Here is a 26,155-nt window from a genome sequence, read left to right on the forward strand (position 1 = left end):
AATACCTGAATGGGGTGAGAAGGAACCTTCTATTTTAACCGAAGCCCTGCTCAAATAATAAGCACTATTTTTTATGAAATCGGCAAATGTGCAGGTTTGCCGTTATGAGACGATGTTTCCATGCATAAATTTTAAGCACGGTCGTTAGATGACGTCATCCATGGAAACATGGAGGTGATCGACCTCGCCCCAGCTGTCCAGCAGCAGTTTTCCGGCGCCCGCGGTAAAACGGTTGACGCTGGCGTTTTTGACCTGGAAGTCGCGCGGACTGTCCAGCTGGATACCGCGGGCGGCACGGTAGGCGCATTCGAGCACACCGCCGTGGGCAACCACCGCCACGGTCTGGCCAGTGTGGCGTTCGGCCACTGCCTGCAGGGCGGCGATGGTGCGGTCGTAGAACTGGTGGAAACTTTCCGCCTTGCGCTCGCCGGCCGGCATCACGGCCTCGATATCGCGCGCCTGCCATTTGGCGAAATCGTCCGGGTACTGGTGCTGAATATCCTGGTACAGCATGCCTTCAAACACGCCATAAGCGCGCTCGCGCAGCTGGGCGTCGGTATGCAGTTGCAGATGCGGATGATGGCCGGCCACCGCTTGCGCGGTCTGCATGGCACGTTGCAGGTCGCTGGCAATGATGGCGTCCAGCTTTTCCCCGGCCAGCGCGCGCGCCAGTGCAGCAGCCTGGCGCTCGCCCTCCTCGTTGAGCGGGATATCGATGTGGCCCTGCAGGCGGCGCACGGCGTTCCAGGCCGTCTCGCCGTGGCGGATCAGCAAAATAGTGGTGGCGTTCATATCAAGTTCTTGTGTAAGTGCCGATCAGCTGCGCTTCGTCGACGATATGGCCGTATATGGCCTTTAAAACGTCGGCGCCGGTGAACTGCGCCGGCAACGCGAGGCGCGCGACATCCAGCGCATAGAGGCGAAAAATGTAATGGCGCGTCTGCTGCAGCGGCGGCAAGGGAGCATGATACCCGACCTGACCAAAATCGTTTTGCCCCTGCCTCAGCGGCAAGCTTGCCGCCTCGTTAAGGCAGGTCATGGACGGCGGGATATCCACCACGCTCCAGTGAAAGATGTCAGCGCCGCCAGGCGGCGCATCGGCATCCATGCACAGCAGTGCCAGCGAACTCACGCCCGACGGCACGCCGCTCCAGCGCAGTTGCGGACTGTGGATCGCCGGCATGGCGCTGCGGTCGCGGAAACTGTCGCTGGCGAGCTGCATCTTATTTAGCGTTGGTTTGCAGCCAGAAGGTGACGGGACCGTCGTTGGTCAGCGAGACTTTCATGTCGGCGCCGAACTGGCCGGTCTGCACCGTCGGATGCCTGAGGCGCGCCTGCTCAACAAAATAGTTAAACAGGCGCAGACCATCGGCCGGCGCGGCGGCCGGCGTGAACGACGGCCGCGTGCCGGACTTGGTGTCGGCCGCCAGCGTGAATTGGGGCACCAGCAGCAGGCCGCCATTGGTGTCCGTCACGCTGCGGTTCATCTTGCCCGCCTCGTCGGCGAACACGCGGTAGCCAAGCAGCTTGGTCAGCAGCGCATCGGCGTCCTTTTCTGTGTCGTTGCGTTCGGCGCAGACCAGCACCATGAGGCCGGCATCGATGGCGCCTATCGTGGCGCCATCAACCACCACACTGGCGCTGCTGACGCGTTGCAGCAGGCCGATCATGCGGACAGGGTCACACGTGCGAACTTGCGCTTGCCCACCTGCAGCACGAAGGTGCCGGCTTGCAGCTGCAAGCCCTTGTCGCTGATGACGGTGCCGTCAACCCGCACGCCGCCCTGCTCCACCATCCGCATCGCTTCCGAGGTGGACGCGCACAGGTTGGCCTGCTTCAGCAATTGCGCCACGCCCAGCGGCGCACCGCCCAGCGTCACTTCCGGAATATCGTCCGGGATGCCGCCCTTGGAGCGATTGACGAAGTCGGCCAGCGCATCTTCCGCTGCCTGTTGCGAGTGGAAGCGCGTGACGATTTCCTGCGCAATCGCCACTTTGGCGTCGCGCGGGTTGCGGCCGCCTGCCACTTCGGCTTTCAGCGCGGCGACATCGGCGATCGAGCGGAACGACAGCAGATCGAAGTATTTCCACATCATTTCGTCGGAAATGCTCATGATCTTGGCGAACATGGTGTTGCCCGGTTCGGTGATGCCGATGTAGTTGTTCTTCGACTTCGACATTTTTTCCACGCCATCCAAACCTTCCAGCAGCGGCATGGTCAAAATACATTGAGGCTCCTGGCCGTAGTCCTTTTGCAGTTCGCGGCCCACCAGCAGGTTGAATTTCTGGTCGGTGCCGCCCAGCTCCAGGTCCGACTTCAGCGCCACCGAGTCGTAACCCTGCATCAGCGGGTACAGGAATTCATGCACGGCAATTGGCGTACCGTTTTTATAGCGTTTGGTGAAATCGTCGCGCTCCATCATGCGCGCCACGGTGTAGCGCGAAGCCAGCTGGATCAGGCCGCGCGCGCCCAGCGGGTCGCACCATTCGGAGTTGTAGCGGATTTCGGTTTTGGCCGGATCCAGCACCAGCGATGCCTGCTTGAAGTAAGTCATGGCATTTTGTTCCACCTGCTCTTTGGTCAGCGGCGGACGCGTGGCGTTACGGCCCGATGGGTCGCCGATCATGGAGGTGAAGTCGCCGATCAGGAAGATCACCTGATGGCCCAGGTCCTGCAACTGGCGCATTTTATTGAGCACCACGGTGTGACCCAGATGCAGGTCGGGCGCGGTTGGATCCAGGCCCAGCTTGATACGCAGCGGCACGCCGCTTTGTTCTGAACGCGCCAGCTTTTGCGCGAACTCGCTTTCAATCAGCAACTCGTCGACACCGCGTTTGGTGATGGCAAGTGCCTCTTGTACGTTGTCGGATAACGGCAACGCTTTAGAGGGAGCCGCAGGTGTCGAAGAAGTAGTAGTCATAATTTTTTAAGCGTATTTTTCAGAAAAAGGTAGGCAGCTTCAGGAGTTTGTTATAATCCTCGATCCATCAATCTTGCCGCACGAAAACTAACAAAACATATAATTAGAAGAAATAAAACGTTCCTGAATAGTTCAAGCGGCAAATTTTAACTGATTGCATGAACCAAATACATAAATTCACAAGCTCACGCTTGTTCAGTCTGCTAGGTTCTACGCGCAAGGCGCGCATCATCAGCGCGTCTGCATTGTTTCTCGCAGTATGTGCTTTTGGTGCCGCCGGCGTAGCGCCGCTCGCCCCTGACGCGTCCGATCTGCCGGTGAAAACTGTACAGGAAGCTGTGGTCACGCCAGACCTGAGCGCGCAGATCAATGCGCTGGAACAGCAGTCTTCTAACGAGCATTTTGTGCACGAAGAAAAGATCCGCGCTGGCGATACCCTGGCGACGCTGTTGACCCGCCTGGGCGTGGATGACGATGCGGCCGAGAACTTTATCAAAAAAGATAAGGTGGCGAAAGGCGTCATGCAGCTGAAGACCGGCAAGCGTGTACAGGCCCAGACCGACGACGAAGGCAACCTGCAGTGGCTGCGCGCCACCGTGGTGGATGGCAAGGACGATCCCGTCACCAATATCAAGATCACCCGCAAGGCCGATGGCTTTGTCGCGACCGCCGAACCAGCCAAGCTGGAACGCCGCGTGGAAATGCACGCACGGAACATCACCTCGACATTGTATGCGGCCACCGACTCCAGCGAAGACGGCGCCAAGCTACCCGACAATATCGTCAAGCAGATCATTGAAATGTTCTCGACCAACGTCGACTTCCGGGGCGACCTGAAGCGCGGCGACAGCTTTAACGTGGTGTATGAAACCTTCTGGCAGGATGGCGAGTTCGTGCGAGCGGGCCGTGTGCTGGCAGGCGAACTGACCAACCGTGGCACGACCTATCAATCGGTGTGGTTTGAAGATCCGCAAAGCAAACAGGGCGGCGGCTACTACAGCTTCGACGGCAAATCGCTCAAGAAAGCGTTCCTGAAATCGCCGGTGGAGTTTTCGCGTATTTCGTCCGGCTTCGCGATGCGCGTGCATCCGATTTCCGGCCAGTGGAAAGCCCACAAGGGCATCGATTTCCCGGCGCCGACCGGCACGCCGATCCGCGCTGCGGGCGATGGCGTGATCGACTTTGCCGGCACCATGAATGGCTACGGCAACTTCATCGTCATCAAGCACTGGAGCAACTACACCACGGCTTACGCCCACATGAGCCGCTTTGGCAATGGCATGAAAAAAGGCGCCAAGGTCAGCCAGGGTGACGTGATCGGCTACGTCGGCACCACCGGCTGGTCGACCGGCGCACACTTGCACTACGAATTCCGCGTGGGTGGTGAAGCCAAAGACCCAGGCAAGATGAATGTACAGGCACAAGCACCATTGACCGCAGCGGAAATGGGCCGCTTCAAAGTCTATGCGAACGACATGATGCACCGCTTCGCGCTGCTACGTCCGGTGGGCGGCGGCGGCATACCGACCCGCGTCGCTGCGGCGAAGTAATCTGACAAAACAGGCCGCCTAGTCGGCCTGCTTTTTATTATCATGCGCTTCTGAGACAGTTCCTTCCGTGCGTAAGCACACACACATCCAGAGGCACGTATGACTTTGTACATCGGTTTAATGTCCGGCACCAGCCTGGACGGCGTTGACGGCGCACTGGCGCAATTCCACGGCGACGCCCTGACCACCATCGCAGCCACCTACCTCGCCTTCCCGCCAGCGCTGCGCGCCGAGCTGATGGCCTTGCAGGCCAGCGGCGCCAACGAAATCGAACGTGAAGCCCTGGCGGCCAACCAGCTGGCGCAATACTACGCCCAGTGCGTGGCGCAGCTGCTGCGCGAATCGGGCAAGCAGCCGCAAGACGTCCGCGCGGTCGCCGTGCACGGCCAGACCATACGCCACCGCCCGGAACTGGGTTTCACGCGCCAGACCAACAACCCGGCCCTGCTGGCCGAACTGTGCGGCATCGACGTGATTGCCGACTTCCGCAGCCGCGACATTGCTGCCGGCGGCCAGGGCGCGCCGCTGGTGCCGGCCTTCCATCAGGCCCTGTTTGGCAAGGCCGGACAGACGCGCGTCGTGGCCAATATAGGCGGCATCGCCAATATCAGCGTGCTGCGCGGCGACGGCAGCGTGATCGGATTCGATACCGGCCCCGGCAACGTCCTCATGGACGGCTGGATACACCGCCACCGCCAGCAGGAATATGATGCCGACGGCGCCTGGGCCGCCAGCGGCAAGCTCATTCCCGAACTGCTGTCGGCGTTGCTGACAGAACCCTACCTCGCGCTGCCCGCGCCCAAAAGCACCGGCCGCGACCTGTTCCATATGGATTGGCTCGACGCCCGTCTCCCCGCCCATATGCAGGCGACCCCGGCAGACGTCCAGCGCACGCTGACACAATACACGGCAGTCACACTGGCAGACGCCATCAAAGCCCACGGCGATGGCGCGGACGCAGCTTATATCTGCGGCGGCGGCGCCTATAACAGCGTGCTGATGGATGCGTTGGGAAGGGAATTGGGTACGCAGGTTATGGTAGCTTCCACGCAAGCCTTGGGCGTTGCGCCTAACCGCGTGGAAGCACTGGCATTTGCCTGGCTCGGCTATCGCTTCAGCGAGCGCCTGGCGGGCAATCTGCCGTCGGTAACCGGAGCCAAGGGCGACCGCATACTGGGCGCCCTCTACCCCCGCTAACGCTGCTTAGGCAGCAGCCTGTTTTTTACGGCCGCGCATCAGGCCGACCAGGCCCAGGCCGGCGCCCAGCATCAGATAAGTGCTTGGCTCAGGAACGGCGGTGATTTGCAGGGTGTCAATGCCAATGAAGTTGGAATTGTCGCCGGCCGGGCCGCCATCCTGCACCACGTAGCGGAAGGCAAATGCACCGCTGGTCGCGCCGGACAGACCGCTCAGCGTGACGCTGTATTTGGTCCACTCCTCAGGATAACCAAACAGATCCTGGCCAGGATTCACCGACAGCAGCAGTTTGCTAAAAGTGCCCACGCTGCTCGAGGTGTTGCCGACATTCGTGCCGCCAACATTGCTGAAACGGACTTCCAGATTGTCCGGCCACAGCGAAAAATCTGCGGTACGGGTATAGAACGACAGCGTATCGCCGTTGTGATAGGTGGAGGTCGGCAGGATCAGCCAGGTGCTGATGTCGGCGGTGCCTGAGCCACTATTGAAATTGGCACCCAGATAGGAGTCGGCCGCGCCCTGATGTGCGCTGAATACCGCAGGATTACCCTGGAACCAATCAGTCACGCCCACAGGCTGGCTCAGATTGTTCACGGTCCAGCCGGTGGGAACGCCATTATCAAAATTTTCTGTCAACGCATCAGCGGAAGCGACACCACTGAAAGCTAACGTTACGGCTAAGGCGAGAGCTGATTTAAAGGATACAGACATCTTGAAACCTCCATCGTAGAAGTGGAAGAAATATTTATGTTGTTGGCGGCCACCAGGCCGTCATAATCAAGATATCATGATTGTTAAATTATTGTGTAAATAAAAACAACTTTACATATTAAAATAACTTATAAAAACAACACTAAACATGAGCCTTTTGCGTGGTAAACATGCCCCGCAGTATCAGGTCTATCCCCACGAGAAAATCAGCCCGGTCATCATGTACCAGAAGTTGTTCAGCAACACTGCGTGTGAACGGAAATTGGTCCGCATCCAACCGCGCCCACGATGCCGCCACCTGGCCAAGAATTGCCGCCCTGTCGCCGCCCAGAGCCCGCCCCAACTGGGCATTTGCCGCATTTTGCACACTCACGCCAAGGATGTAATTCAGCAATGCCGACGCTGCCGCAAACTGCTGCGGCATGGGCACGCGCATGCGGCAGATCTGCTGTCCCAAGCCCTCCAAAATGTTTACCATAGGGGATTGCAAAGGAGCGCGCGTTAGCGCAGAACCAAGCCACGGCCGCGCGTCGATGGCGTCAAACAGGGCCAGCGCGAGCGCGCGGATGGCTTGCTCCGGCGACACATCGGCCGCAGCTGTCTTGAGCGTGCGTGTAACAATCTCATTGCAAGCCGAAGTCAGCAAATCGTTCTTATTGGAAATATGCCAGTAGATGGCGCCGGTCCCGGTTGCCAGCCGTTCCGCCAGAGCGCGAAAGGTCAGGCCGGCTTCGCCACGGCTATCCAGCAAGGCAATGGATTCTTCAATAATGCGCTCGCGGGACAGCCCATCTTCCCGGCGCGGAGTGTTTTTCTGCATGGCCGTTATCTTGACATACCTGGCCTGTTGCAGCAAAATCCGAATGGAACAACGTTCCATTTGGATTAAACAATGAAAAATATGCCCATTGCAATCATCGGTGCAGGCCTGGGCGGGCTGGTCCTGGCCCGCGTGCTGCACGTCCACGGCATCGCCGCCACGGTGTATGAAGCCGAAGCCTCGGCCACGGCGCGCGCACAAGGTGGCCTGCTGGATATCCACGATTTCAACGGCCAGCTCGCCCTCCGGGATGCAGGCTTATTCAAGGAATTCACTGCGCTGATTCACCATGGCGGCCAAGCCACACGCGTGCTCGACAAGCACGGCAAGCTGCTGTTCGCGCAGCATGACGATGGAACTGGCGGCAGGCCGGAAGTCCAGCGCGGCGAGCTGCGCCGCATACTGCTGGAGTCACTGCCCGAGGGCACGGTGCAATGGGGGCACAAGCTGACGCAGGCCATGCCACTCGGCGATGGCTGTCATATGCTGCATTTCGCTCACGGTTCCAGCACCACTTGCGGCCTGCTGGTCGGTGCGGATGGGGCCTGGTCCAAAGTGCGCCCCCTGTTGTCCGATGCCATGCCGGCATATGTCGGCATGGCGCTCATCGAAACCTGGCTGCGCGACGCGGACACCCGCTATCCGGCTACTGCAGCGGCGGCCGGAAGCGGCGCCATGTTCGCCATCGCGCCGGGCAAAGGCATCCTCAGCCACCGCGAGCCCAGCGGCATGGTGCACGCCTACATTGCACTCAACCAGCCGGAGGCATGGCTGGCGGAGATCGATTTCAGTGACGGCACGGCGGCCAAAGCCCGCATAGCGGCCGAGTTTGCCGACTGGTCGCCAATACTTACCGCACTCATTACTGCAAGCGATACGGCGCCGCTACTGCGCGCAATCCATGCACTGCCCCAGAAACATCACTGGCATCGCGTGCCCGGTGTCACGCTGCTCGGCGATGCCGCCCACCTGATGGCGCCGTCCGGCGAAGGCGCCAACCTTGCCATGTATGACGGCGCCGAATTGGCCAAAGCCATTGCCGCCCATCCTGACGATATCGAGACAGCGCTGGCGGCGTACGAACAGGAACTCTTCCCCCGCAGCGCCCAGGCCGCCGCCGAAGCGGCCGAGGTCCATGAGGTTCTGTACGGCGCCGACTCGCCACACAGTCTGGTAAATATGTTCAGTCAATAAGAAGAGGCTTGTCGAACTGCTGCGCCCTCATTCGTCGTGAGCATGAAACCCCATTTAAGGAGACGTCATGAACAAGCAGATCATTTTCAACCTGGCGGTCAAGGACCTGGATAAATCCAAGGCCTTCTTTTCCGCACTGGGCTTCAGCTTCAATGCCCAATTCAGCAATGAGCAAGCGGCATTCATGGTCATCACGGAGGGCATTTTTGCCATGCTGATGACCGAAGATTTCTTCCGCTCCTTCATCGACAAGCCACTCGCCCAGGCGAAGGAAGCCAATGAAGTCATCATTGCCCTGAGCTGCGAGAGCCGCGAGGAAGTCGACCATCTGATCGCCAGGGCCGCTGCTGCCGGCGCGCGCATCCCGCATCCGCCCGAGGACCATGGCTTCATGTACGACCAGGGCTTCGAGGACATAGACGGCCACCTGTGGAACCTGGTGTGGATGGCGACCGGCGAATAAAAAAGGCAGCCCGCAGGCTGCCTTTTCGGCGGACAAGTCCGAAACTTATACCGAGAACGACGAACCGCAGCCGCAGGTGGAGGTTGCGCTAGGATTCTTGATCACGAATTGCGCGCCTTCCAGGTCATCCTTGTAGTCGATTTCTGCGCCCACCAGGTACTGGTAGCTCATCGAATCGATCAGCAACTGGACGCCGTTCTTGACCATGGTGGTGTCGTCTTCGTTGACGATTTCGTCGAAGGTGAAACCATACTGGAAGCCGGAGCAGCCACCGCCCTGCACGAACACGCGCAGTTTCAGGTCTGGATTGCCTTCTTCCTCGATCAGTTGGGCCACTTTTTCAGCAGCGCTATCGGTGAAGATGATAGGCGCTGGCATTTCAGCAACAGCATTCATTTCTTACTCCCTACGAGAAAACAATTGGGCCCATTATAGACCTTGGGCGATTTTCCTGCTCCGCCCAGCTTTAAATTTGATGATAAAGCGCACAAAATCAAGGCGCTAGATCAAGGCAGCAGCGCGATCTGGGTCAGGCCGGTGGTTTCTTCCAGGCCAAACATCAGGTTCATGCACTGTACCGCCTGGCCGGATGCGCCCTTGACCAGGTTGTCCTGCACCACCAGCACGATGACGGTATTGCCATTGTCCGGACGGTGCAGCGCCAGGCGCAGCATGTTCGAACCACGCGTCGAGCGGGTTTCCGGATGCGAGCCAAACGGCATCACGTCCACGAAAGCGCTGTCCTTATATTGGTCCTCAAACAGCTTCTGCAAGTCTTCGTTGCTGATGTCCTTGGTCAGGCGCGCATACAGCGTCGAGTGCATGCCGCGGATCATAGGCACCAGGTGCGGCGTAAAGATCAGGCTGACCTTGTCGGCAGTGAACTTCTGCAGCTGGGCCGAGGTTTCCGGCGTGTGGCGGTGGCCTGCCACGCCATAGGCCTTGAAGTTGTCCGACGCTTCCGAGAACAGGGTGCCGATTTCCGCCTTGCGGCCAGCGCCCGATACGCCCGACTTGCAGTCAGCGATAAGCGAGCCGGCATCGATCAAGCCAGCCTTGAGCAGCGGGTAATAGCCCAGCTGCATGGTAGTTGGATAGCAGCCAGGATTGGCGACCAGATTGGCTTTTTGAATGTCTTCACGGTTCAGTTCGGCCAGGCCGTAGGCTGCCTGTTCCAGCAGGTCCGGGCAGGTGTGCTCGATCTTGTACCATTTTTCAAAGACGGCTTTTTCCTTGATGCGGAAGTCGGCCGCCAAGTCGATGACCTTGACGCCGGCTTTCAGCAGCTCAGGCGCCTGGGCCATGGCGACGCCGTGCGGGGTGGCAAAGAACACCACGTCGCACTTGCTCAGGTCGGCATTTTCCGGCGACGAGAATTTCAGGTTCACGCGGCCACGCAGCGAAGGGAACATGTCAGCGACTGGCAAGCCGTCCTCTTTGCGCGAGGTGATTGCCGTCAGTTCCACATTCGGGTGGACTGCCAACAAACGCAGCAGTTCTACCCCGGTATAACCGGTACCGCCGACGATGCCAACTTTGATCATTGTTTTTTCCTTAAAAGTGCGTGGGAGAGTGGGCCATTTTATCAGCCATGCGCTACCGCTGCATGACAGTAGCAAATAGCAAAAAAGCCGCCCGGCATGTAGCCGGCGGCTTTTTGGGAGATGCGCCGCAAGCAGCGCACCACAGCGTAAAAATTAACGCTTCGAGAATTGTTTTGCGCGACGTGCTTTGCGCAGACCAACTTTTTTACGTTCAACTTCACGTGCATCGCGGGTTACGAAGCCAGCGCGTGCCAGGTCACCTTTCAGGCCCGAATCGTAGTCGATCAGAGCGCGGGTGATGCCGTGACGAACTGCACCTGCCTGGCCGGACTCGCCGCCGCCGTGAACGTTGACTTTGATGTCAAAACGTTCAACGTTGCCGGTCAGTTCCAGAGGCTGGCGAATCACCATCAGGCCGGTTTCGCGCGAGAAGTATTCCGACGCTGGCTTGCCGTTAACGATGATTTGGCCAGTGCCAACTTTGATGAACACACGAGCTACTGCACTCTTGCGACGGCCGGTGCCGTAATTGTAGTTACCGATCATGTCAGTTCCTTAGATTTCGAGTGCTTTAGGTTGCTGAGCAGCGTGCGGGTGCGAACCTTCAGCGTACACTTTCAGCTTCTTGATCATTGCGTAGCCCAGTGGGCCTTTTGGCAGCATGCCCTTGACGGCTTTTTCCAGAGCGCGACCTGGGAAACGCTGTTGCATTTTCAGGAAGTTGGTCTCGTAGATGCCACCTGGGTAGCCCGAGTGACGGTAGTAGGTCTTCTCGGTTGCTTTGGTACCGGTCACGCGCAGTTTGCCTGCGTTGATGATGACGATGAAATCGCCGGTATCGACGTGAGGGGTGAACTCAGGCTTGTGTTTGCCGCGCAGTCGGAGTGCCACTTCGCTGGCAACACGTCCGAGGACTTTGTCCGTCGCGTCAATCACGAACCAGTCGCGCTGGACTTCATGTCCTTTAGCGGAAAAAGTTTTCATGTGATGACTTTCTGTATTAAGAAATTACACGCTCAAATGGTGGTTCCGCTACTGAAACAGCGGACTCGGCCTTTTTATTTTCTTTCCTGAGCGAATGGAAAGCCGACAATCATAACCGCTTGTAGGCTTCCGAGTCAAGCCCGATCTGGCGCGCAGGCCGCAGAAACACAGGGCTGGCGCGCTCCATTACAATATGGACAAAGTTTTCTCACACGGAGAGTGCAATGGAATGCAAAGTTAGCTGGAATGGCCCGTCGGGCATGAGTTTCCTGGCCCAGACCGGTTCCGGCCATCTGGTCACCATGGATGGCGCACCGGAAGGCGGCGGCCACAACCTGGCGCCGCGCCCGATGGAAATGGTGTTGCTGGGCACCGGCGGCTGCACCGCGTACGACGTCGTGCTGATCCTGAAAAAAGGCCGCGCCGACATCCGCGGCTGCGAGTGCGTCTTGAAAGCCGAGCGCGCCGATACCGAGCCCAAAGTCTTCACCAAGATCAACTTCCACTTTGTGGTGACCGGCAGCGGCCTGAAGCCGGAGCAGGTCGAACGCGCCATCACGCTGTCGCACGACAAATATTGCTCCGCGTCCATCATGCTGGGCAAGACCGCCGAAATCACCCATTCGTTCGAAATCATCGAGGCCGCGTGAGGCTGCCACGCAGCCAGCGTCAGATGTAGTAGGCAGTGCCGGTCATGACCTTGCCCATGGCGGACATGACGGCTTGCACCGGCGCCGGCACATTGGCCGCCCCCAGACGCTGGGCGGCAGCGCCGTGCTCAATTTCATCAATGCGCATCTGGTCGACAATCGCGCGCGACTTGGCGTCCTGCGGCGGCAGCCGGTCCAGATGGCTTTCCAGATGCGCCTCGACCTGGCGCTCGGTCTCCACCACAAAGCCCAGGCTGCGGGCATCGCCCAGCACGGCAGCCACCGTACCGAGCGCATACGCACCGGCATAAAACAGCGGATTGAGCACGCTGATGTGGGAATTGAGTTCGCCCAAGCGCTGCGCGGTCCACGCCAGATGGTCCTCTTCCTCCCGGCTGGAATGCTCGAACTGCTCGCGGATGGCGTCCGTACGTGCAAAACGCGCCTGTGCGTTGTACAGCGCCTGCGCGCACACTTCGCCCACATGATTCACGCGCATCAGGCCGGCGGCATGGCGGCGCTCTGCTTCGCTCATCTCCGCATCCGCCGCATGGGCCGCCGGCGTCGGCCGCGAGGCCGATGCAACGCCAGTCACCACGCGCAGCGCCTTGTCGGCGCCGGCAATGAAACGGTCCAGGGGGGGGTGAAGATATGCAGCCATGAGCAAACTCGTGTCGTCAGATGGAAAGTCCCATTATAAGGGACCACCCTCTTATTTTGCGTCTGCCGCCTCACGTAGCTGACGCTGGCGTTCGATGTAGTCCGCCACCGGCCCGCGCACATCGATCCTGGAGATATCTTTGGCCACGCCCAGGTTCAGGCCCAGCAGGAAGGGAATGTTCTCCAGCGGCACTTCCGTGCAGTACTCGCCAAATGCTTTCAGAAAGCGCCTGGACTCCACCACCTGCACCACCTTCTCCCCGCTCATGTATTGCAGGATGCTGGTAATGCTGTGGCCCTTGCCGATGGTGTGATAAATGAAGCGGTTGAATTCGCTATCGAGCTTGTCGAAATCCAGGGTTTCCTTGGTCATCAGGCTGGACAGGTAATACAGTCCCAGCGCCACGCGGAAAAAGCCGGTGGATTCTTCACGGTCTATGCCAAACTGCATTACCGCCAGTATTTTTTCTTTCAGCTCAGGATTCATTTTTTCGCGACGCTCCCGTATGCGACTATAGCAAGAATAACGGCAAAGCCATCGACATCCAGTAGCTTGCGTGCCGGAATTTTTGCATGCTATTCTTGAAACTTTTCAATCGGGGACGGCACGATGATCGAGGTAAGCAACCTGGCCAAACGCTTTCGCGGGTCCGCGCGCGGCGCTGGTAACGCCACCACCCGCGATCCGCGCGATCATGACGGCTGGTTCCATGCGGTGCGCGATGTAAGCTTCCGCTGCGGCGCGGGCGAGGTGCTGGGCCTGCTCGGCCCCAACGGCGCCGGCAAAACCACCACGCTGCGCCTGCTCTCCAGCGCGCTTAGACCCGACGCCGGCAGCATCCACGCCAATGGCATCGACCTGCTTGCCGATCCGCTGGCGGCGCGCAAGCACATCGGCTTTTTATCCGGCAGCACCGGCCTGTATGGCCGCCTGACCGCGCGCGAAAACATCGAATACTTCGGCCGCCTGCACGGCATGAGTCCGCCCTACCTCAAACGCCGCTGCGACGAATTATTCGACCTGCTGCACATGCATGAGTTCAGCAACAAACGCGCCGACCAGCTGTCCACCGGCATGAAGCAGAAATGCGCGATCGCCCGCACCGTGGTGCATGAGCCGCAGATCGTCATTCTGGATGAGCCCACCACCGGCCTGGACGTGATGTCCGCCAAAATCCTGCTGGACTTTATCGCCAGCTACAAAGCGCTGCGCATCCCGCTGATCTTTTCCACACACCACCTGCATGAAGTGGAAAAGCTGTGCGACCGCGTCTGCATTATCAACCACGGCAAGACCGCCTTCCACGGCACCATGGACGAGCTGCGCCACCTGGGCGCCAGCGCCGATCTGTACGACGCCTTTGTCAGCGTCGTCAACCAGGAAGCCTGAACCATGTGGACCATCTACCTGAAAGAACTGCTGGAACTGGCGCGCGACCGCCGCACCTTCTTCTTCACCGTGTTCATTCCCGTGTTTGCCATGCCGCTGCTGTTTGCCGGCTTTGGCCTGCTGTCGAGCAGCATGTTCAAGCAGGCCAGCACGGCCGACATGGCGTACGCGATGTTTGGCAAGGAGCATGCGCCACAGCTGGCGGCACGCTTCGCCAGGGAAAAAGGCTTTCACGAAATTGCGTTGACCAGCCCGGATGACATCAAGGGCGCGATTGCTGCCGAGCGCATCAAGTTTGCGCTAGTGATCCCGCCCGGCCTCGACAGCCAGCTCAGCGCGCAGCAGCAAGGCGTGATCCAGCTGCACTACAACAGCGCCGCCGCCATTGACCTGACGCGCAAGCGCGTGCTGTCCGTGATCGGCGGCGAGAACCGCGTACTGCGCGAACATGCGCTGTCTGCCCTCAAGCTCAACCAGCAGCAGCTGGCTTTCGCGCTCGATCCCATCACGCTGGAAGACCACTCCACCGCCGACAAGCGCGAACAAATCGGCGCCATGGTGGGCGGCATGTTGCCGTATGTGCTGTTGATGGTGTGCCTGATGGCAGCCATGTATCCGGCCATCGATACTGGCGCCGGTGAAAAGGAGCGCGGCACGCTGGAAACCCTGCTGCTGGCGCCCGTGTCGCGCACCGGCATCGTGCTGGCCAAGTTCCTGATGCTGTTCACCATCGGCCTGAGTTCGGCGCTGCTGATGATCCTCAGCATGGGGCTGCTGCTGCACTTCTTTGGTCCGCACATCGGCGGCGACCTGGTGCTCATGGTGCGCGCCATCGGCCCGCTGGACCTGGCCATGGTGGCGCTGATGCTGGTGCCCACCGCCGCCATCTTTGCCGCCATCCTGCTATCGATCTCGGTCTATGCCAAAAGCTACAAGGAAGCTGCGGGGCTGATTTCGCCGCTGATCCTGCTTGCCATCATACCGATTTTTGTGGCCCTGCTGCCTGGTGTCGAGCTGAACTGGAAATGGGCGATGGTGCCGCTCACCAATGTCTCGCTGGCCATGAAGGAACTGGTCAAGGGAACCATGGACTACCGGATGTTATCCGTGATATTAATGTCAACAACCATCACGGCCGGCCTGCTGCTGGCCCTGTGCCGCTGGTGGTTCAACCGGGAGCAGGTTTTGTTCAGGAATTGACTAAGTTGTCTATTCAACTACGTAACCGGCCCTTACAGCCTGTTCCGCCAATTCTGCACTCTGGCGCACATTTTTGCCGCCCATCGCAATGGCGCCCCGAGTCTGGAACAAATTCAATACAATGCCATCATGTGAAAAGTGGTTTGTCGCGCAGAATCAGGAGTTAGCATGGAATTAAGTATCAGCAATTTGTCCAAGACGTACGCCAACGGTGTTGTGGCGTTGGACAATATTTCGCTCACCATCCCCACCGGGATGTTCGGCTTGCTCGGCCCTAACGGCGCCGGCAAATCGACGCTGATGCGTACCATTGCCACCCTGCAGGAATGCGACTCCGGTTCGGTGTTCTTTGGCGACCTTGATGTGCTCGATGAAAAAGACGAGATCCGCCGCCTGCTGGGCTATCTGCCGCAGGATTTCGGCGTCTACCCGAAGGTGACCGCTTACGAACTGCTGGACCATTTTGCCGTGCTCAAAGGCCTGAGCAACCGCCACCGCCGCCGCGAAGTGGTCGATGGGTTGTTGCAGCAAACCAATTTATTCGAAGTGCGCCACCAGCGCCTGGGCGGTTTCTCGGGCGGCATGCGCCAGCGCTTTGGCATCGCCCAGGCGCTGCTGGGCGACCCGAAACTTATCATCGTTGACGAACCGACCGCCGGCCTCGATCCGCAGGAACGCGTGCGCTTCCACAACCTGCTGTCCGACATCGGCGAAGACAAGACCGTCATCCTGTCCACCCACATCGTGTCCGACGTGGCCGACCTGTGCGCCAACATGGCCATCATCAACAAGGGGCATTTGCTGCTGTGCGGTCCGACCCAGGAACTGATTCACGAAGTCAGCGACAAGATCTGGGCGCGCTTCATCGACAAGCGCGACCTGCAATCGTTCCAGCTGCGCCATCCGGTGATCTCGTCGCGCCTGCTGTCGGGCCGCACGCTGATCCACGTCTACAGTGATAACGATCCGGGCGATGGCTTCGAGGAAGCCATCGGCGATCTGGAGGATGTCTACTTCGCCACCATCGCCGGCCGCCACCGCGCCGCGAACACCTGCGATTAAGGGCGCATCATGTTTGCCATCGCCTTCTTTGAAGCGCGCCAGCGCCTCAAGCTGATGTCGACCTGGGTCTACTTCCTGGGTTTCCTGGCCCTCACAATGCTGTGGATGGCTGCCGCCGGCGGCTTCTTCAAAGGCGCTTCCGTCACCTTCGGCAGCCAGCTCATCGACTCGCCGCGGTCGCTGATGTTCACCACCAGCTTCCTCGGCTCGCTTGGCGTGATCGTGATTGCCGCCATGATGGGGCGCTCAGTCCAGCAGGACTTCGAGTACGACATGCAGCACTTCTTCTTCAGCGCGCCGATCAAAAAGCACCAGTACATGTTCGGCCGCTTCCTCGGCGCCTACTTCACGCTGGCCGTGATCTTCACCAGCATCCTGCTCGGCGCGTGGCTGGGCAGCTTTGTGCCCGGCATCGATCCGGAACGGCTGGCGCATGCCGAGGCGATCGCCTACGTGATCCCCTATCTGATTGTCATTCTGCCCAATATCTTCATCTTTGGCGCCGTCTTCTTCATCATTGCCGCGCTGACGCGGCGCATGCTGCCGGTCTACATCTCCAGCGTGGTCATGCTGATCGGCTACATGGTGGCGCCGGGCCTGGCGCGCGACCTCGACTACAAAACCTTTGCCGCGCTGATCGACCCGTTCGGCACCACCGCCGTGATCCGCCTGACCGAATACTGGCCCATCATCGAGCGCAATACGCGCATGGTGTGGCCGGAAGGCGTGTACCTGCTGAACCGCGTGATCTGGGGCTCTGCCGCACTGGTCGGCCTGCTGGTCGGCTACTGGCGCTTCCACTTCATCGCCACCAGCGACAGCGGCCACGGCAAGCGCACCAGCACCGGCGAAGGCGAAATACCGCAGCACCTGTCGCAGGTCTCGACCAATACCCAGGAAGCGCCAGACTTCCAGTCGCGCAGCCTGGCCTGGCTGCTGCTCAAATCCAGCTGGCTCAACCTGCGTGAAACCACCAAGAACATCTACTTCCTCGTGATCGTGCTGGCCGGCGTGCTCATGATGTTTGCCGCCTCGCTCGATATGGGCTCGATGTTTGGCACCAATACCTATCCGGTTACCTACCAGGTGCTGGACATCGTCACCGAAACCTTCGCGCTGTTCATGATGGTGATTACCACCTTCTACGCTGGCGAGCTGGTGTGGCGCGAACGCGAGGCGCGCATGGGGCAGATGCTGGACGCACTGCCGATTCCCAGCTGGCTGCCGCTGCTGTCCAAACTGTTTGCCCTGATCGGCCTGCAAGCGCTGCTCATGGTGGTCATCATGCTGACCGGCATGGCGATCCAGATTTTCAACGGTTACTTCCTGCTCGAGCCCGGCCTGTACCTGCACCAGCTGTTCCTGGTGCATATGCCCTACTACGTACTGATCGCCGTGTTGTCGATCGCCATGCAGGTGATGATCAACCAGCGCTACATCGCCTACTTTGCGATGATTATTTTCTACATCGTCAGCCTGACCGCCGGTACCACCGGGCTGGACAACCCGATGCTGGTGTATGGCAACACGCCTTCCATCATTTACTCGGCCATGAACGGCTACGGCCACTACCTGATCCGCGAACGCTGGTACGAAGCCTACTGGGGCGGCGCGGCGCTGCTGCTGACCGTGCTGTCGCTGCTGTTCTGGGCACGCGGCACCAACGACGGCTGGCGCCAGCGCCTGCAACTGGCACGCCATGCGCTGACCATGCCGGTGCTGGCCACGATAGCCGCCGGCGTGCTGATTTTTGCCGGCGCCGGCGCCGTACTGTTCTACAACCAGCACGTGGCCGACTGCTACAAATCGGCCTACGACAAGGAAGAAGAAAAAGCCAGCTACGAACGAAAATACAAGCAATACGCCGTGCTGCCGCAGCCGCGCATTACCGATGTCAAACTGAATGTGGACATCTGGCCGGAACAGCGCACGCTGATCGTCAAAGGCAGCTACACCTTGCAGAACAAGGGCAAGCAAGCCGTCACCGACATCATCGTCACGCAAGACAACACCGTGGCCCAATACCATGTGCGTTTCGGCCAGCAGGTCCGCAATGGCCTGCAGGACAGCGCGCTGGGCTTCTACACCTACAAGCTGACCACGCCGCTGGCGCCGGGCGCCCAGCTGGCCATGGAATTCGAAGTCAGCTATACGCCGCAAGGCATCCTGGGCATGGGCCGCGATACGCCCGTGATCGCCAACGGCACCTTCTTCAACAACAGCTTCATGCCGCACATCGGCTACCAGCAGGAAGCGGAACTGAACGACGCCCGCGACCGCAAGAAACACCAACTGCCGGCGCGCGAGCGCATGCTGCCGCGTGACGATCCGGCCGGCCTGGCCAACAACTTCGCCAGCAGCGACGCCGACTGGATCACCTTCGACGCCACCGTCGGCACCAGCGCCAACCAGACCGCGATTGCGCCGGGCATGCTGGTCAAGGACTGGACCAGCAAAGGCCGCCGCTACTTCCACTACAAGATGGACCAGCCGATGCTGAATATGTACGCCTTCCAGTCGGCGCACTACCTGGTCAAGCGCGACTGGTGGCAGGACGTCGGCATCGAGCTGTACTACCATCCGGGCCATGAATACAACCTGGACCGCATGGACAAAGGCATCAAGGAATCGCTGGACTACTACAGCAAAAACTTCGGCCCCTACCAGCACAAACTGGTACGCATCGTCGAGTTCCCGCGCTACGCGCAGTTTGCCCAGTCGTATCAGAACACCATCCCGTATTCGGAAGCGATCGGCTTCATCGCCAAGGTCAACGACAAGAATCCCAAAGACATCGACTACCCGTTCTACATCACCGCGCATGAAGTAGCGCACCAGTGGTGGGGCCATCAGCTGGTGGGCGGCAACACGCGCGGCAGCACCGTGCTGAGCGAAACGCTGGCCGAGTACTCCGCGCTGATGGTGATGAAAAAGAATTTCGGCGCCGGCAAAATGCGCCGCTTCCTGCACTACGATCTGGACATGTACCTGGTGGGCCGCGCGCTGGAGCGCAAGAAAGAACTGCCGCTGGCAGAAAACGAAAACCAGAACTATATCCAGTACCGCAAGGGCAGCCTGGCGATGTACCAGCTACAGGACATCATCGGCGAAGACAAAGTCAACGGCGCGCTGAAAGCCATGCTGCTCCAGTATGGTCACCAGTCCGGTCCTTATCCGAGCGTGAACGTGCTGGTGGACGCGCTGCGCAAGGTCACGCCGGCCGACCAGGCCTACCTCATCGACGACCTGTTCAACCACATCGTGCTGTACGAGAATCACGCCACACTGGCGACCGCGCGCAAGCTCAACGACGGCAAATACGAAGTCAGCTTCACCGTCAGCGCCGCCAAGGTGCGTGCCGGCGAACAGGGCGAAGAAAAAGACGTGCCGATGCGGGACTGGATCGACATTGGCGTCGACGACAAAGACGGCAACAGCCTGCTGCGCGAGCGCAAGCTCATCGACAAGAAAGACAGCAACTACACCGTGATCGTCAGCGGCCGGCCAGCGAAAGCGGGCATCGACCCCGACAACAAGCTCATCGACCGCAAGCCCGACGACAATATGATTAACGTCGAACTACAAACCCAATAAACCCGCCGTGTTCAGGCGGCGAGCTGCAGGCGCTGCTTGCCTGCGACGGGTGCCGGGTGCAGTTTAAAGACGGCGACAATGGCAGTCAGCGCATCGGCCTGATCGTGCAGCGAGGCTGCTGCGGCGGCCGCTTCTTCCACCAGCGCGGCGTTCTGCTGCGTCACCTGGTCCATCTGGCCGATGGCCTGGTTGACCTGCTCGATGCCGCTGCTCTGCTCCAGTGAAGCCGAGGTGATTTCACCCATGATGTCGGTCACGCGCTGGATGCTGTCCACCACCTCCGTCATCGTGGTGCCCGCTTGCGTGACCAGCATGCTGCCCGCATTGACCTTGTCCAGCGAGTCGTCGATGAGGCCCTTGATCTCTTTGGCAGCGGCAGCGCTACGCTGCGCCAGATTGCGCACCTCGGACGCCACCACCGCAAAGCCACGGCCCTGCTCGCCTGCACGTGCCGCTTCCACCGCAGCGTTGAGCGCCAGGATATTGGTCTGGAAAGCGATGCCGTCGATCACGCTGATGATGTCGGCGATCTTGCGCGACGAACCATTGATGGCTTCCATGGTATTCACCACTTCCGACACCACGCCGCCGCCACGCTGCGCGACTTCCGACGCTTTCACTGCCAGCTGATTGGCCTGGCGCGCGTTGTCGGCATTCTGCTTCACGGTCGAGGTCAGTTCCTCCATCGAGGAGGCCGTCTCTTCCAGGCTGGACGCCTGCTCTTCGGTACGGCCGGACAGGTCCAGATTACCGGCCGCGATCTCGCTGGATGCAGTCGAGATGCTTTCCGTACCGTTGCGCACTTCGGTCACAATGCCAATCAGGCCAGCATTCATTTTTTGCAAGGCGTCCAGCAGGCGGCCCGTTTCATCCGTGCTATTGACTTCGATATGGCTGGTGAGGTCCTTGCGCGCCACCGCCTCGGCGACTTCCACCGCCACCCCCAGCGGTATCGTAATGCCCCGCGTGAGACGCCATGCACAGACCACGCCCAGCGCCAGCACCAGCAGGCCCAGCACGATCATGAAGGTACGGCTGCGTTCATACAGGTCTTCAATGCGGGCCGCGTTGGCATCGATGCTCTTGCGCTGCAAATCGAGCAAGCCGCTCAGCGAGCCCAGGTAAGCCTTGCCGTCCGGCGTGAAACGCTTGTCCAGCACCTCCGCCGCTTCCTCGAACTTGCCGTCCTTCTTCAGCGCGACAATCGCGTCGCGCGAAGCCAGGTAACGTTTGCGGTTGGCCATCATGTCAGTGAACAGGGCTTTTTCCGCCTCGCTTTCCAGCAGCGGCTCCACCTTCTTCTGCAGGCCGTTCACCTCAGCGGTGGACGATGCCGTCTCCTCCGCAAAGAACGGCCCCAGCGACGGATCGGAACTCTTCGAGATGGCCGACGTACGGCGCACGCTCGTATGGATCAAACGATACCAGTCCGCAATCATGCGTTCCTTGGCCAGCGGCTGCTGCATCATGTCGCGCGTGGCGGTGGCAACCGACTGCATGTGACTGATACCGATCACCGTCATCAAAATCATCAACGCCAATACCAAACCAAAGCCCGCCGCAAGGCGCGTGCCAATTTTCAAATTTTTCATGATGAATGCGCCCGCGAAGGCAATATTGGAAATAAAGAAGCGTTACTACTATTGAAACTACGACTCGGGCAGAAGAAGTGAGTTGCCCTACAGAATCACCAGTTTAGCACAGCAACTAATTTAATGCTGGCGTGTGACTAGGCTGTGACGGACAACAGGTTGACGATGCCCATGTCGTAGGAACTGGAGATGACCGTGCCGGCCAGATTGGGATTGGTTTTCAGCAGCTCGGCCCAGTTGCTCGCGGCCTGTTCGGACAGTGTCGTGCTAATCGCGCCAGTGCCCGTATACACCCCCGAGGATGTCGCACTTTCCGTCAGCGAAGAAAGGATGTTCTGATCCTGTGCCAGCTGCGCCGTATTGGACGTATCCACATTGCTGCCCTCTTTCGGCGTAGCAATCGTTTCCTCGGCCTGGCCCGCCTGCTGCAAAGTATTCAACAGACCGGCAGGCGAATACACCGTCGCCCCGGTCGAGCCGCCCAGCGACGCCACCACGGCCGATTGCGCCGACAACGTCACCGCCTGCGACGACAACTCTGCAGCCGCCGTCGCTGCCGCAGGCGCAGCAGTAGGCACATACGGCTGATAAGCCGCATTGGAGGTCACAGTGTTGAGCGAGACAGTCATGATGCCTTCAATATAGTAGCTGGCAGCAGCATGCGCAAGCGCAAAAAATCCGGGGTCAGGTCCGTCATTTCTACATGAGCCCGTGTAGAAATGACGGACCTGACCCCGGATTGGGCTTAGATCTTGGCGGCGTCGTGGTCGCGCTTGACCTTGTCTTCGTGGCGCTGCACTTTTTCTTCGTGGCGCGCTACTTTGGTTTCCTGTTTGTCAGCCTGGCGATGGGCAATGACTTTTTCGTCATGCTTGATGTCCTGCTTCTGCTGCCGGATTACCTGCTGCTCGCCGCGACGTGCCTGGTCCAGTTGCTGGGCGCCGGCGAGGTCGCCTTTTTTCACGTCGGCTTGCTCGGCGCGGGCCAGCGTGGTGCGCTGCTGACGTTCGGCTTGCAGTTGCTGTTGGCCGGCGGCGACTTCATTTTTCTTCATGGCGATCACGGCATTGTCGTGCTTGATCTCGCGGTTGTCCTGATGGATCTGTTTGCTGTCCTGGCGTATCTGCGTGTTGTCTTGGTGGACCTGGGCCACTGGATTTTGCGCAAACGCTGCAGCGCTGATCATCGAAAGCAGGCCGGTCATCATCAGGGTTTTGGTTTTCATGACGGTGTTCCTTTTCTTGAGGTTTGCAGACCGCTGTTCATCAGCGTCTTGTGCATTCAACGCGGCCGCCTCTAGCAGAGAAGACCACATTTCCGTAAGAAAAGTTACGAGTTGTATCTGGCCAGCGCTGACGCCAGGTCGCGTTGCCAGGCACTGGCTTGCGCGCGGTTCCACACCAGCGCCACCTGTTCGACGCACTCGAACGCGCAGTCGGTGACGTGGATGCGGCGTAGCGCCGTATCGGCCAGCGCGAAGTCGGGCAGATAGGCCAGGGCCTGCCCTGCTTTCACCAGGCTGAGCAGCAGTTGCAGGTCGTCAGCCCAGTAACGGATCTTGCGCGGCAGCTGGTCGTCCCGCCAGCCGTCGGAGCGCGCGCCGCGCTGCATGCCGCAGAATAGCGAACGCGATGGACAGGCAAAATCGTGTTTCAATACTTCGGCAGTTTTCGCCTTGAGCTTACGCGCTTTAACTAGCGGATGATTTTTCCCCGCCATCAGGTGCAGTGTGATGCTGCCAAGTGGTGTCACTTCCCATTCGTCCGACCAGTGCTCGCCACGTCCCTCAATCACATCGCTGGTGACGATAGCGGCGTTGATGTCGCCACGTGCCAGTGCGGCCAGCGCTTCGTCTTCAAACATGGCTTGCATGCGCAGGCTCGCTTGCGGGTAGGCGCTTAATGCCTGCGACAGCATTTCGCCATGACGCCACAGCAGAATCGCCGGGCCGGCGATGCGGCTGTCGATCGCGGCCTGCTCGCCCATCAGATCCGCCTTGGCCTGGTCGGCCAGCGCCAGCAAGGTCTGCGCGCGGTTCAGCATGAGCTGGCCGCTGTCGTTGAGCACCAGCTGTTTGCTGCTGCGATCAAACAGCGGCTTGCCCAGTGCCTCTTCCAGCCGCTTGAGCGCCTTCGACACGGCCGATGGCGTCAGATGCAGCTCCTGCGCAGCCGCCCCCAGCGACGGGCGGCGCGCAGCGCTGACGAAGACGCGTAAATCGCTGAGGTTCATGGTTTCCTAGTGGGACACAAAGAGTGAATTTAAGTTGCTTTACTGGATACGCCCATCATCATACCATTCCAGCACTATGACCACGACCAAACAATGGATCTACCGCCGCCAGCCGACGGGCCAGATCACGACCGAACACTATGAACTCGTCGAGCAGACGCTGGACAGCACACTGTCCGATGGCGAGGTGCTCATCGCGGCACGCTACTTCAGCGTCGATCCCTATATGCGGATTGGCCAGTCGAGCAAGCCGACTTACGACGCCGAAGCGCATCCGCTGAACACCGTGCAGCAGGGTACCGTAGTCGCGCAGGTATTGGCGTCCAATGCCGCCGGCTTGCAGGAAGGCGATTGGGTGCAGAGCTACACGGGTTGGCAAACGCACGCGCGGATTCACGCCAGCGCCGTGAAGCGCATCGATCCCGATGCCGCACCAGTGACGACCGCGCTCGGCGTGCTGGGCATGCCCGGCCGCACCGCATGGTTCGGCTTGACGGAATCCGGCAAGCCGCACGCAGGCGAAGTGGTGGTGGTCTCCGGCGCTGCCGGTGCAGTGGGATCGCTGGTCGTGCAGTTCGCCAAGCGCCATGGTGCGCGCGTGCTGGGCATCGCTGGCGGCGCGGCCAAATGCGACTGGGTACGCGACACGCTGGGCGCTGATTGGGCCATCGACTACAAATCCTACCGCGATGCCGATACACTGGGCGCTGAGATCAAACGCCTGACGGGCGGTGTCGACGTCTACTTCGACAACGTTGGCGGCATGGTGACGGATGCGGTCATCCCGCTGATCAACCGCCGCGCGCGCATTGTGATCTGCGGCCAGATCAGCCAATACAGCGGCGGTCTTGAGACGCCAGAGCTGGGGCCACGTCTGCTGCACCACATGCTGTACCAGCGCGCCACGATACAAGGCATGCTGGCGCGCGACTACCTGCACCGCATGGATGAAATGATCCGCATCGTCGGGCCGTGGGTGAAGGCGGGCGACATCGTCTTTGAAGAAACCGTGATCGACGGCTTTGAACAACTGCCCACCGCACTGAATTCGCTGTTCACCGGCGACCACCGCGGCAAGCTGCTGGTGCGCGCATGAAAACCTTCGCCGCTTTGATGCTGCTGGCCGGTAGCGCAGCAGCGGCAGACGTCACCTACGGCGAACATGGCATGGCGCTCTTCGGTGGCAAGGAGGGCCTGTACGCCTCGCATCTGCCGATGTTCCATGCGCCGCACGATTATCAGGTGGTGCTGCAAGTGCATGTCGCCGATCCCGCCACCGATGCCGCGTTACGCCAGCGCCTCGATGGCAAGACGGCCTTGTGGACCATCGCGCCAGAAAAATTCGAGCTCTCGCGCCTGGCGCCACAAGCCGCCACGCCGCTCAGGCAGTTCAAGGCAGACCTGGTGCTCGGCCATTTTGAACAGGGCGGCAAAACCCAATACGCGGCCTCCACTATCGTTGTGGACAAGGTGCTGTTTTTCCACAAGCTCTCGCCCGAACAGCGTGCCAGCGTTAGCAGCACCTATATGCAGATCGGCGATGGCCAGCAGCGCTACCTCGTGAAGCAAATCGACAGCCGTCCTGATTACGACCACATCATCGCTTACCGCGCGGCACGTGGTGCAGCGCATACAGACATCACCGTCATCAAACGCGGGCTGAGCCAACCCAACGCCGCCGAACTGGCGGCTGCGCTGCACGCGCAGCGCAACACCATCCGCGGCACGATTTATTTTTATACCGACGATTTAAAATGAGCCAGCTAGCGTCAGCATTGCTTACGGTGTTGCCACGCCGTTGCTCCCAGGCTGCGAGATGCGTTTGCGCAGGTAGTCTGACACTTGTGGATCAAGTTGGCTCAGATCAAATTGACCTTGTTCGATCATTCCGGCGTTAACACCGCAAACGAATGCCTTGCTAGCCCAGCCTTTAGATGCGTCCTGCGGGATCAGCTTCTTATAATCGGTTTCAACCTGGTGCGGCACCTGCTTGTTGAGCATGTTATCAAGTTCAGCCTTAGCCGCCGGAGCATTGACCTCGTCCAGCAGTTCGCTTCGCACCCGCATGTTCTCCAGAAGGAGGTCGGCATGGCGTTTCTGCCAGGCTGCAACGGCAGCGGTCACCTTGTGCCGCGCAGATTTATCCGCGCTTGCACAATATGCTTCCACCTTCTTCAATAGCGATTGGGTCATGGCAGGTGAGTAGGCTGCACGTCCGCGCACAAATGATTCATCGACAGCAGCGGAGCCTTGGGCAGCTACGATCCTGGGCAGGACAATCGCCACGACTAATGCGCACAGTTTAATGGGAGGCATAGGCTGTAGAGTTTTTCTTACTGAGGTATGGAAACAGCAATTGGGTTCAATTGGCGACTCGGAGACGGCATCTAAC

The 26,155-nt window shown here is 59.7% G+C and carries 28 protein-coding genes; 11 read left to right on the top strand and 17 right to left on the bottom strand.

The window, feature by feature from the left end; genetic code table 11:
* Nucleotides 1-144: 144 nt before the first annotated feature.
* From BUA36_RS25830 to tyrS, 4 genes are read right to left on the bottom strand one after another with little or no spacing between them, the layout of a single operon-like run.
* A complete protein-coding gene (locus BUA36_RS25830; protein ID WP_072788988.1) occupies nt 145-792 on the bottom strand; it encodes a histidine phosphatase family protein in 648 nt (215 codons plus the stop codon).
* Nucleotide 793: 1 nt separating this feature from the next.
* The gene (locus BUA36_RS25835) at nt 794-1,222 is read right to left on the bottom strand and encodes a YbhB/YbcL family Raf kinase inhibitor-like protein (protein WP_072788990.1); all 429 of its coding nucleotides are present in this window, start codon (nt 1,220-1,222) and stop codon (nt 794-796) included.
* A gap of 1 nt (nt 1,223) precedes the next feature.
* The gene (gene dtd, locus BUA36_RS25840) at nt 1,224-1,670 is read right to left on the bottom strand and encodes a D-aminoacyl-tRNA deacylase (protein WP_072788993.1); all 447 of its coding nucleotides are present in this window, start codon (nt 1,668-1,670) and stop codon (nt 1,224-1,226) included.
* A complete protein-coding gene (tyrS, locus tag BUA36_RS25845) occupies nt 1,667-2,920 on the bottom strand; it encodes a tyrosine--tRNA ligase (RefSeq protein WP_072788995.1) in 1,254 nt (417 codons plus the stop codon). Before tyrS ends, dtd begins: the two co-directional genes overlap by 4 nt.
* A gap of 158 nt (nt 2,921-3,078) precedes the next feature.
* Here tyrS and BUA36_RS25850 point away from each other — a divergent pair, with 158 nt between their 5' ends.
* The gene (locus BUA36_RS25850) at nt 3,079-4,470 is read left to right on the top strand and encodes a M23 family metallopeptidase (RefSeq protein WP_072788997.1); all 1,392 of its coding nucleotides are present in this window, start codon (nt 3,079-3,081) and stop codon (nt 4,468-4,470) included.
* Nucleotides 4,471-4,569: 99 nt separating this feature from the next.
* Nucleotides 4,570-5,667 carry an anhydro-N-acetylmuramic acid kinase gene (locus BUA36_RS25855; protein ID WP_072788999.1) on the top strand — a complete coding sequence of 366 codons (1,098 nt, stop codon included), beginning with the start codon at nt 4,570-4,572 and terminating at the stop codon, nt 5,665-5,667.
* Nucleotides 5,668-5,673: 6 nt separating this feature from the next.
* Here the strand turns inward: BUA36_RS25855 and BUA36_RS25860 are convergent, their stop codons facing one another.
* A complete protein-coding gene (locus tag BUA36_RS25860; protein ID WP_072789002.1) occupies nt 5,674-6,378 on the bottom strand; it encodes a choice-of-anchor J family PEP-CTERM protein in 705 nt (234 codons plus the stop codon).
* 142 nt (nt 6,379-6,520) lie between these two features.
* Complete coding sequence (locus BUA36_RS25865) at nt 6,521-7,198, bottom strand: TetR/AcrR family transcriptional regulator (protein WP_072789239.1); 678 nt, start codon at nt 7,196-7,198, stop codon at nt 6,521-6,523.
* Between the two features lie 81 nt (nt 7,199-7,279).
* On the opposite strand from BUA36_RS25865, the gene BUA36_RS25870 reads away from it, so the two are divergent.
* Together BUA36_RS25870 and BUA36_RS25875 are read left to right on the top strand one after the other, a co-directional pair.
* Nucleotides 7,280-8,392 (top strand): FAD-dependent oxidoreductase, encoded by a 1,113-nt coding sequence (locus BUA36_RS25870; protein ID WP_072789236.1) that lies wholly within the window; start codon nt 7,280-7,282, stop codon nt 8,390-8,392.
* A gap of 67 nt (nt 8,393-8,459) precedes the next feature.
* On the top strand, nt 8,460-8,855 hold the full coding sequence (locus BUA36_RS25875) for a VOC family protein (protein ID WP_072789004.1): 396 nt from the start codon (nt 8,460-8,462) through the stop codon (nt 8,853-8,855).
* Between the two features lie 45 nt (nt 8,856-8,900).
* Here the strand turns inward: BUA36_RS25875 and erpA are convergent, their stop codons facing one another.
* From erpA to rplM, 4 genes are all read right to left on the bottom strand, one after another.
* Nucleotides 8,901-9,251 (bottom strand): iron-sulfur cluster insertion protein ErpA, encoded by a 351-nt coding sequence (gene erpA, locus BUA36_RS25880; protein WP_072789006.1) that lies wholly within the window; start codon nt 9,249-9,251, stop codon nt 8,901-8,903.
* 110 nt (nt 9,252-9,361) lie between these two features.
* Nucleotides 9,362-10,399 carry an N-acetyl-gamma-glutamyl-phosphate reductase gene (gene argC / locus BUA36_RS25885; RefSeq protein ID WP_072789008.1) on the bottom strand — a complete coding sequence of 346 codons (1,038 nt, stop codon included), beginning with the start codon at nt 10,397-10,399 and terminating at the stop codon, nt 9,362-9,364.
* A 153-nt stretch (nt 10,400-10,552) separates the two neighbouring features.
* On the bottom strand, nt 10,553-10,945 hold the full coding sequence (gene rpsI, locus BUA36_RS25890; RefSeq protein ID WP_072789011.1) for a 30S ribosomal protein S9: 393 nt from the start codon (nt 10,943-10,945) through the stop codon (nt 10,553-10,555).
* A gap of 9 nt (nt 10,946-10,954) precedes the next feature.
* The gene (gene rplM, locus BUA36_RS25895) at nt 10,955-11,383 is read right to left on the bottom strand and encodes a 50S ribosomal protein L13 (RefSeq protein WP_056157909.1); all 429 of its coding nucleotides are present in this window, start codon (nt 11,381-11,383) and stop codon (nt 10,955-10,957) included.
* Nucleotides 11,384-11,607: 224 nt separating this feature from the next.
* Between rplM and BUA36_RS25900 the strand changes: the two genes are divergently transcribed.
* Nucleotides 11,608-12,033 carry an OsmC family protein gene (locus BUA36_RS25900; RefSeq protein ID WP_072789013.1) on the top strand — a complete coding sequence of 142 codons (426 nt, stop codon included), beginning with the start codon at nt 11,608-11,610 and terminating at the stop codon, nt 12,031-12,033.
* Nucleotides 12,034-12,052: 19 nt separating this feature from the next.
* Here BUA36_RS25900 and coq7 read toward each other — a convergent pair whose 3' ends face one another.
* Nucleotides 12,053-12,694: a 2-polyprenyl-3-methyl-6-methoxy-1,4-benzoquinone monooxygenase gene (coq7, locus tag BUA36_RS25905; RefSeq protein ID WP_072789015.1), complete on the bottom strand. Its 642-nt coding sequence runs from the start codon at nt 12,692-12,694 to the stop codon at nt 12,053-12,055.
* 51 nt (nt 12,695-12,745) lie between these two features.
* Nucleotides 12,746-13,180: a hypothetical protein gene (locus tag BUA36_RS25910; protein ID WP_072789017.1), complete on the bottom strand. Its 435-nt coding sequence runs from the start codon at nt 13,178-13,180 to the stop codon at nt 12,746-12,748.
* Nucleotides 13,181-13,303: 123 nt separating this feature from the next.
* Between BUA36_RS25910 and BUA36_RS25915 the strand changes: the two genes are divergently transcribed.
* The 4 genes from BUA36_RS25915 (at nt 13,304) to BUA36_RS25930 (ending at nt 19,939) form a co-directional block, all read left to right on the top strand.
* Nucleotides 13,304-14,083, top strand: a complete 780-nt coding sequence (locus tag BUA36_RS25915) for an ABC transporter ATP-binding protein (protein ID WP_072789019.1) — start codon at nt 13,304-13,306, stop codon at nt 14,081-14,083.
* Nucleotides 14,084-14,086: 3 nt separating this feature from the next.
* Nucleotides 14,087-15,283: an ABC transporter permease gene (locus BUA36_RS25920; RefSeq protein ID WP_072789021.1), complete on the top strand. Its 1,197-nt coding sequence runs from the start codon at nt 14,087-14,089 to the stop codon at nt 15,281-15,283.
* Between the two features lie 168 nt (nt 15,284-15,451).
* Complete coding sequence (locus BUA36_RS25925) at nt 15,452-16,345, top strand: ABC transporter ATP-binding protein (protein WP_072789023.1); 894 nt, start codon at nt 15,452-15,454, stop codon at nt 16,343-16,345.
* 9 nt (nt 16,346-16,354) lie between these two features.
* Nucleotides 16,355-19,939, top strand: coding sequence for an ABC transporter permease/M1 family aminopeptidase (locus BUA36_RS25930; RefSeq protein ID WP_072789025.1), 3,585 nt, complete (start codon nt 16,355-16,357; stop codon nt 19,937-19,939).
* An 11-nt stretch (nt 19,940-19,950) separates the two neighbouring features.
* Here BUA36_RS25930 and BUA36_RS25935 read toward each other — a convergent pair whose 3' ends face one another.
* From BUA36_RS25935 to BUA36_RS25950, 4 genes are all read right to left on the bottom strand, one after another.
* Nucleotides 19,951-21,531 carry a methyl-accepting chemotaxis protein gene (locus BUA36_RS25935; RefSeq protein ID WP_072789027.1) on the bottom strand — a complete coding sequence of 527 codons (1,581 nt, stop codon included), beginning with the start codon at nt 21,529-21,531 and terminating at the stop codon, nt 19,951-19,953.
* 137 nt (nt 21,532-21,668) lie between these two features.
* Nucleotides 21,669-22,160 (bottom strand): hypothetical protein, encoded by a 492-nt coding sequence (locus BUA36_RS25940; RefSeq protein WP_072789029.1) that lies wholly within the window; start codon nt 22,158-22,160, stop codon nt 21,669-21,671.
* A 116-nt stretch (nt 22,161-22,276) separates the two neighbouring features.
* Nucleotides 22,277-22,756 carry a hypothetical protein gene (locus BUA36_RS25945; RefSeq protein ID WP_072789031.1) on the bottom strand — a complete coding sequence of 160 codons (480 nt, stop codon included), beginning with the start codon at nt 22,754-22,756 and terminating at the stop codon, nt 22,277-22,279.
* Between the two features lie 104 nt (nt 22,757-22,860).
* The gene (locus BUA36_RS25950; protein WP_072789033.1) at nt 22,861-23,763 is read right to left on the bottom strand and encodes a LysR family transcriptional regulator; all 903 of its coding nucleotides are present in this window, start codon (nt 23,761-23,763) and stop codon (nt 22,861-22,863) included.
* Between the two features lie 76 nt (nt 23,764-23,839).
* On the opposite strand from BUA36_RS25950, the gene BUA36_RS25955 reads away from it, so the two are divergent.
* On the top strand, nt 23,840-24,859 hold the full coding sequence (locus BUA36_RS25955; RefSeq protein WP_072789035.1) for an NADP-dependent oxidoreductase: 1,020 nt from the start codon (nt 23,840-23,842) through the stop codon (nt 24,857-24,859).
* Nucleotides 24,856-25,521, top strand: coding sequence for a hypothetical protein (locus tag BUA36_RS25960; RefSeq protein WP_072789037.1), 666 nt, complete (start codon nt 24,856-24,858; stop codon nt 25,519-25,521). Before BUA36_RS25955 ends, BUA36_RS25960 begins: the two co-directional genes overlap by 4 nt.
* Before the next feature lie 21 nt (nt 25,522-25,542).
* Here BUA36_RS25960 and BUA36_RS25965 read toward each other — a convergent pair whose 3' ends face one another.
* Complete coding sequence (locus tag BUA36_RS25965; RefSeq protein WP_167544335.1) at nt 25,543-26,049, bottom strand: hypothetical protein; 507 nt, start codon at nt 26,047-26,049, stop codon at nt 25,543-25,545.
* Nucleotides 26,050-26,155 lie beyond the last annotated feature (106 nt).

Origin of the sequence: Duganella sacchari (assembly GCF_900143065.1) — a bacterium.
GTDB classification, from domain to species: Bacteria; Pseudomonadota; Gammaproteobacteria; order Burkholderiales; family Burkholderiaceae_D; genus Rugamonas; species Rugamonas sacchari.

Excerpts from the sequence above, each read along its gene's own strand:
- BUA36_RS25865 (WP_072789239.1), bottom strand. The coding sequence starts at position 7,198 with ATGCAGAAAAACACTCCGCGCCGGGAAGATGGGCTGTCCCGCGAGCGC.
- BUA36_RS25900 (WP_072789013.1), top strand. The coding sequence starts at position 11,608 with ATGGAATGCAAAGTTAGCTGGAATGGCCCGTCGGGCATGAGTTTCCTG.
- BUA36_RS25870 (WP_072789236.1), top strand. The coding sequence starts at position 7,280 with ATGCCCATTGCAATCATCGGTGCAGGCCTGGGCGGGCTGGTCCTGGCC.
- coq7 (WP_072789015.1), bottom strand. The coding sequence starts at position 12,694 with ATGGCTGCATATCTTCACCCCCCCCTGGACCGTTTCATTGCCGGCGCC.
- BUA36_RS25875 (WP_072789004.1), top strand. The coding sequence starts at position 8,460 with ATGAACAAGCAGATCATTTTCAACCTGGCGGTCAAGGACCTGGATAAA.
- BUA36_RS25915 (WP_072789019.1), top strand. The coding sequence starts at position 13,304 with ATGATCGAGGTAAGCAACCTGGCCAAACGCTTTCGCGGGTCCGCGCGC.
- BUA36_RS25835 (WP_072788990.1), bottom strand. The coding sequence starts at position 1,222 with ATGCAGCTCGCCAGCGACAGTTTCCGCGACCGCAGCGCCATGCCGGCG.
- BUA36_RS25940 (WP_072789029.1), bottom strand. The coding sequence starts at position 22,160 with ATGACTGTCTCGCTCAACACTGTGACCTCCAATGCGGCTTATCAGCCG.
- BUA36_RS25945 (WP_072789031.1), bottom strand. The coding sequence starts at position 22,756 with ATGAAAACCAAAACCCTGATGATGACCGGCCTGCTTTCGATGATCAGC.
- dtd (WP_072788993.1), bottom strand. The coding sequence starts at position 1,670 with ATGATCGGCCTGCTGCAACGCGTCAGCAGCGCCAGTGTGGTGGTTGAT.
- BUA36_RS25935 (WP_072789027.1), bottom strand. The coding sequence starts at position 21,531 with ATGAAAAATTTGAAAATTGGCACGCGCCTTGCGGCGGGCTTTGGTTTG.
- BUA36_RS25860 (WP_072789002.1), bottom strand. The coding sequence starts at position 6,378 with ATGTCTGTATCCTTTAAATCAGCTCTCGCCTTAGCCGTAACGTTAGCT.
- erpA (WP_072789006.1), bottom strand. The coding sequence starts at position 9,251 with ATGAATGCTGTTGCTGAAATGCCAGCGCCTATCATCTTCACCGATAGC.
- BUA36_RS25830 (WP_072788988.1), bottom strand. The coding sequence starts at position 792 with ATGAACGCCACCACTATTTTGCTGATCCGCCACGGCGAGACGGCCTGG.
- BUA36_RS25850 (WP_072788997.1), top strand. The coding sequence starts at position 3,079 with ATGAACCAAATACATAAATTCACAAGCTCACGCTTGTTCAGTCTGCTA.
- argC (WP_072789008.1), bottom strand. The coding sequence starts at position 10,399 with ATGATCAAAGTTGGCATCGTCGGCGGTACCGGTTATACCGGGGTAGAA.
- BUA36_RS25930 (WP_072789025.1), top strand. The coding sequence starts at position 16,355 with ATGTTTGCCATCGCCTTCTTTGAAGCGCGCCAGCGCCTCAAGCTGATG.
- BUA36_RS25950 (WP_072789033.1), bottom strand. The coding sequence starts at position 23,763 with ATGAACCTCAGCGATTTACGCGTCTTCGTCAGCGCTGCGCGCCGCCCG.
- BUA36_RS25955 (WP_072789035.1), top strand. The coding sequence starts at position 23,840 with ATGACCACGACCAAACAATGGATCTACCGCCGCCAGCCGACGGGCCAG.
- rplM (WP_056157909.1), bottom strand. The coding sequence starts at position 11,383 with ATGAAAACTTTTTCCGCTAAAGGACATGAAGTCCAGCGCGACTGGTTC.
- tyrS (WP_072788995.1), bottom strand. The coding sequence starts at position 2,920 with ATGACTACTACTTCTTCGACACCTGCGGCTCCCTCTAAAGCGTTGCCG.
- BUA36_RS25925 (WP_072789023.1), top strand. The coding sequence starts at position 15,452 with ATGGAATTAAGTATCAGCAATTTGTCCAAGACGTACGCCAACGGTGTT.
- BUA36_RS25920 (WP_072789021.1), top strand. The coding sequence starts at position 14,087 with ATGTGGACCATCTACCTGAAAGAACTGCTGGAACTGGCGCGCGACCGC.
- rpsI (WP_072789011.1), bottom strand. The coding sequence starts at position 10,945 with ATGATCGGTAACTACAATTACGGCACCGGCCGTCGCAAGAGTGCAGTA.
- BUA36_RS25855 (WP_072788999.1), top strand. The coding sequence starts at position 4,570 with ATGACTTTGTACATCGGTTTAATGTCCGGCACCAGCCTGGACGGCGTT.
- BUA36_RS25960 (WP_072789037.1), top strand. The coding sequence starts at position 24,856 with ATGAAAACCTTCGCCGCTTTGATGCTGCTGGCCGGTAGCGCAGCAGCG.
- BUA36_RS25910 (WP_072789017.1), bottom strand. The coding sequence starts at position 13,180 with ATGAATCCTGAGCTGAAAGAAAAAATACTGGCGGTAATGCAGTTTGGC.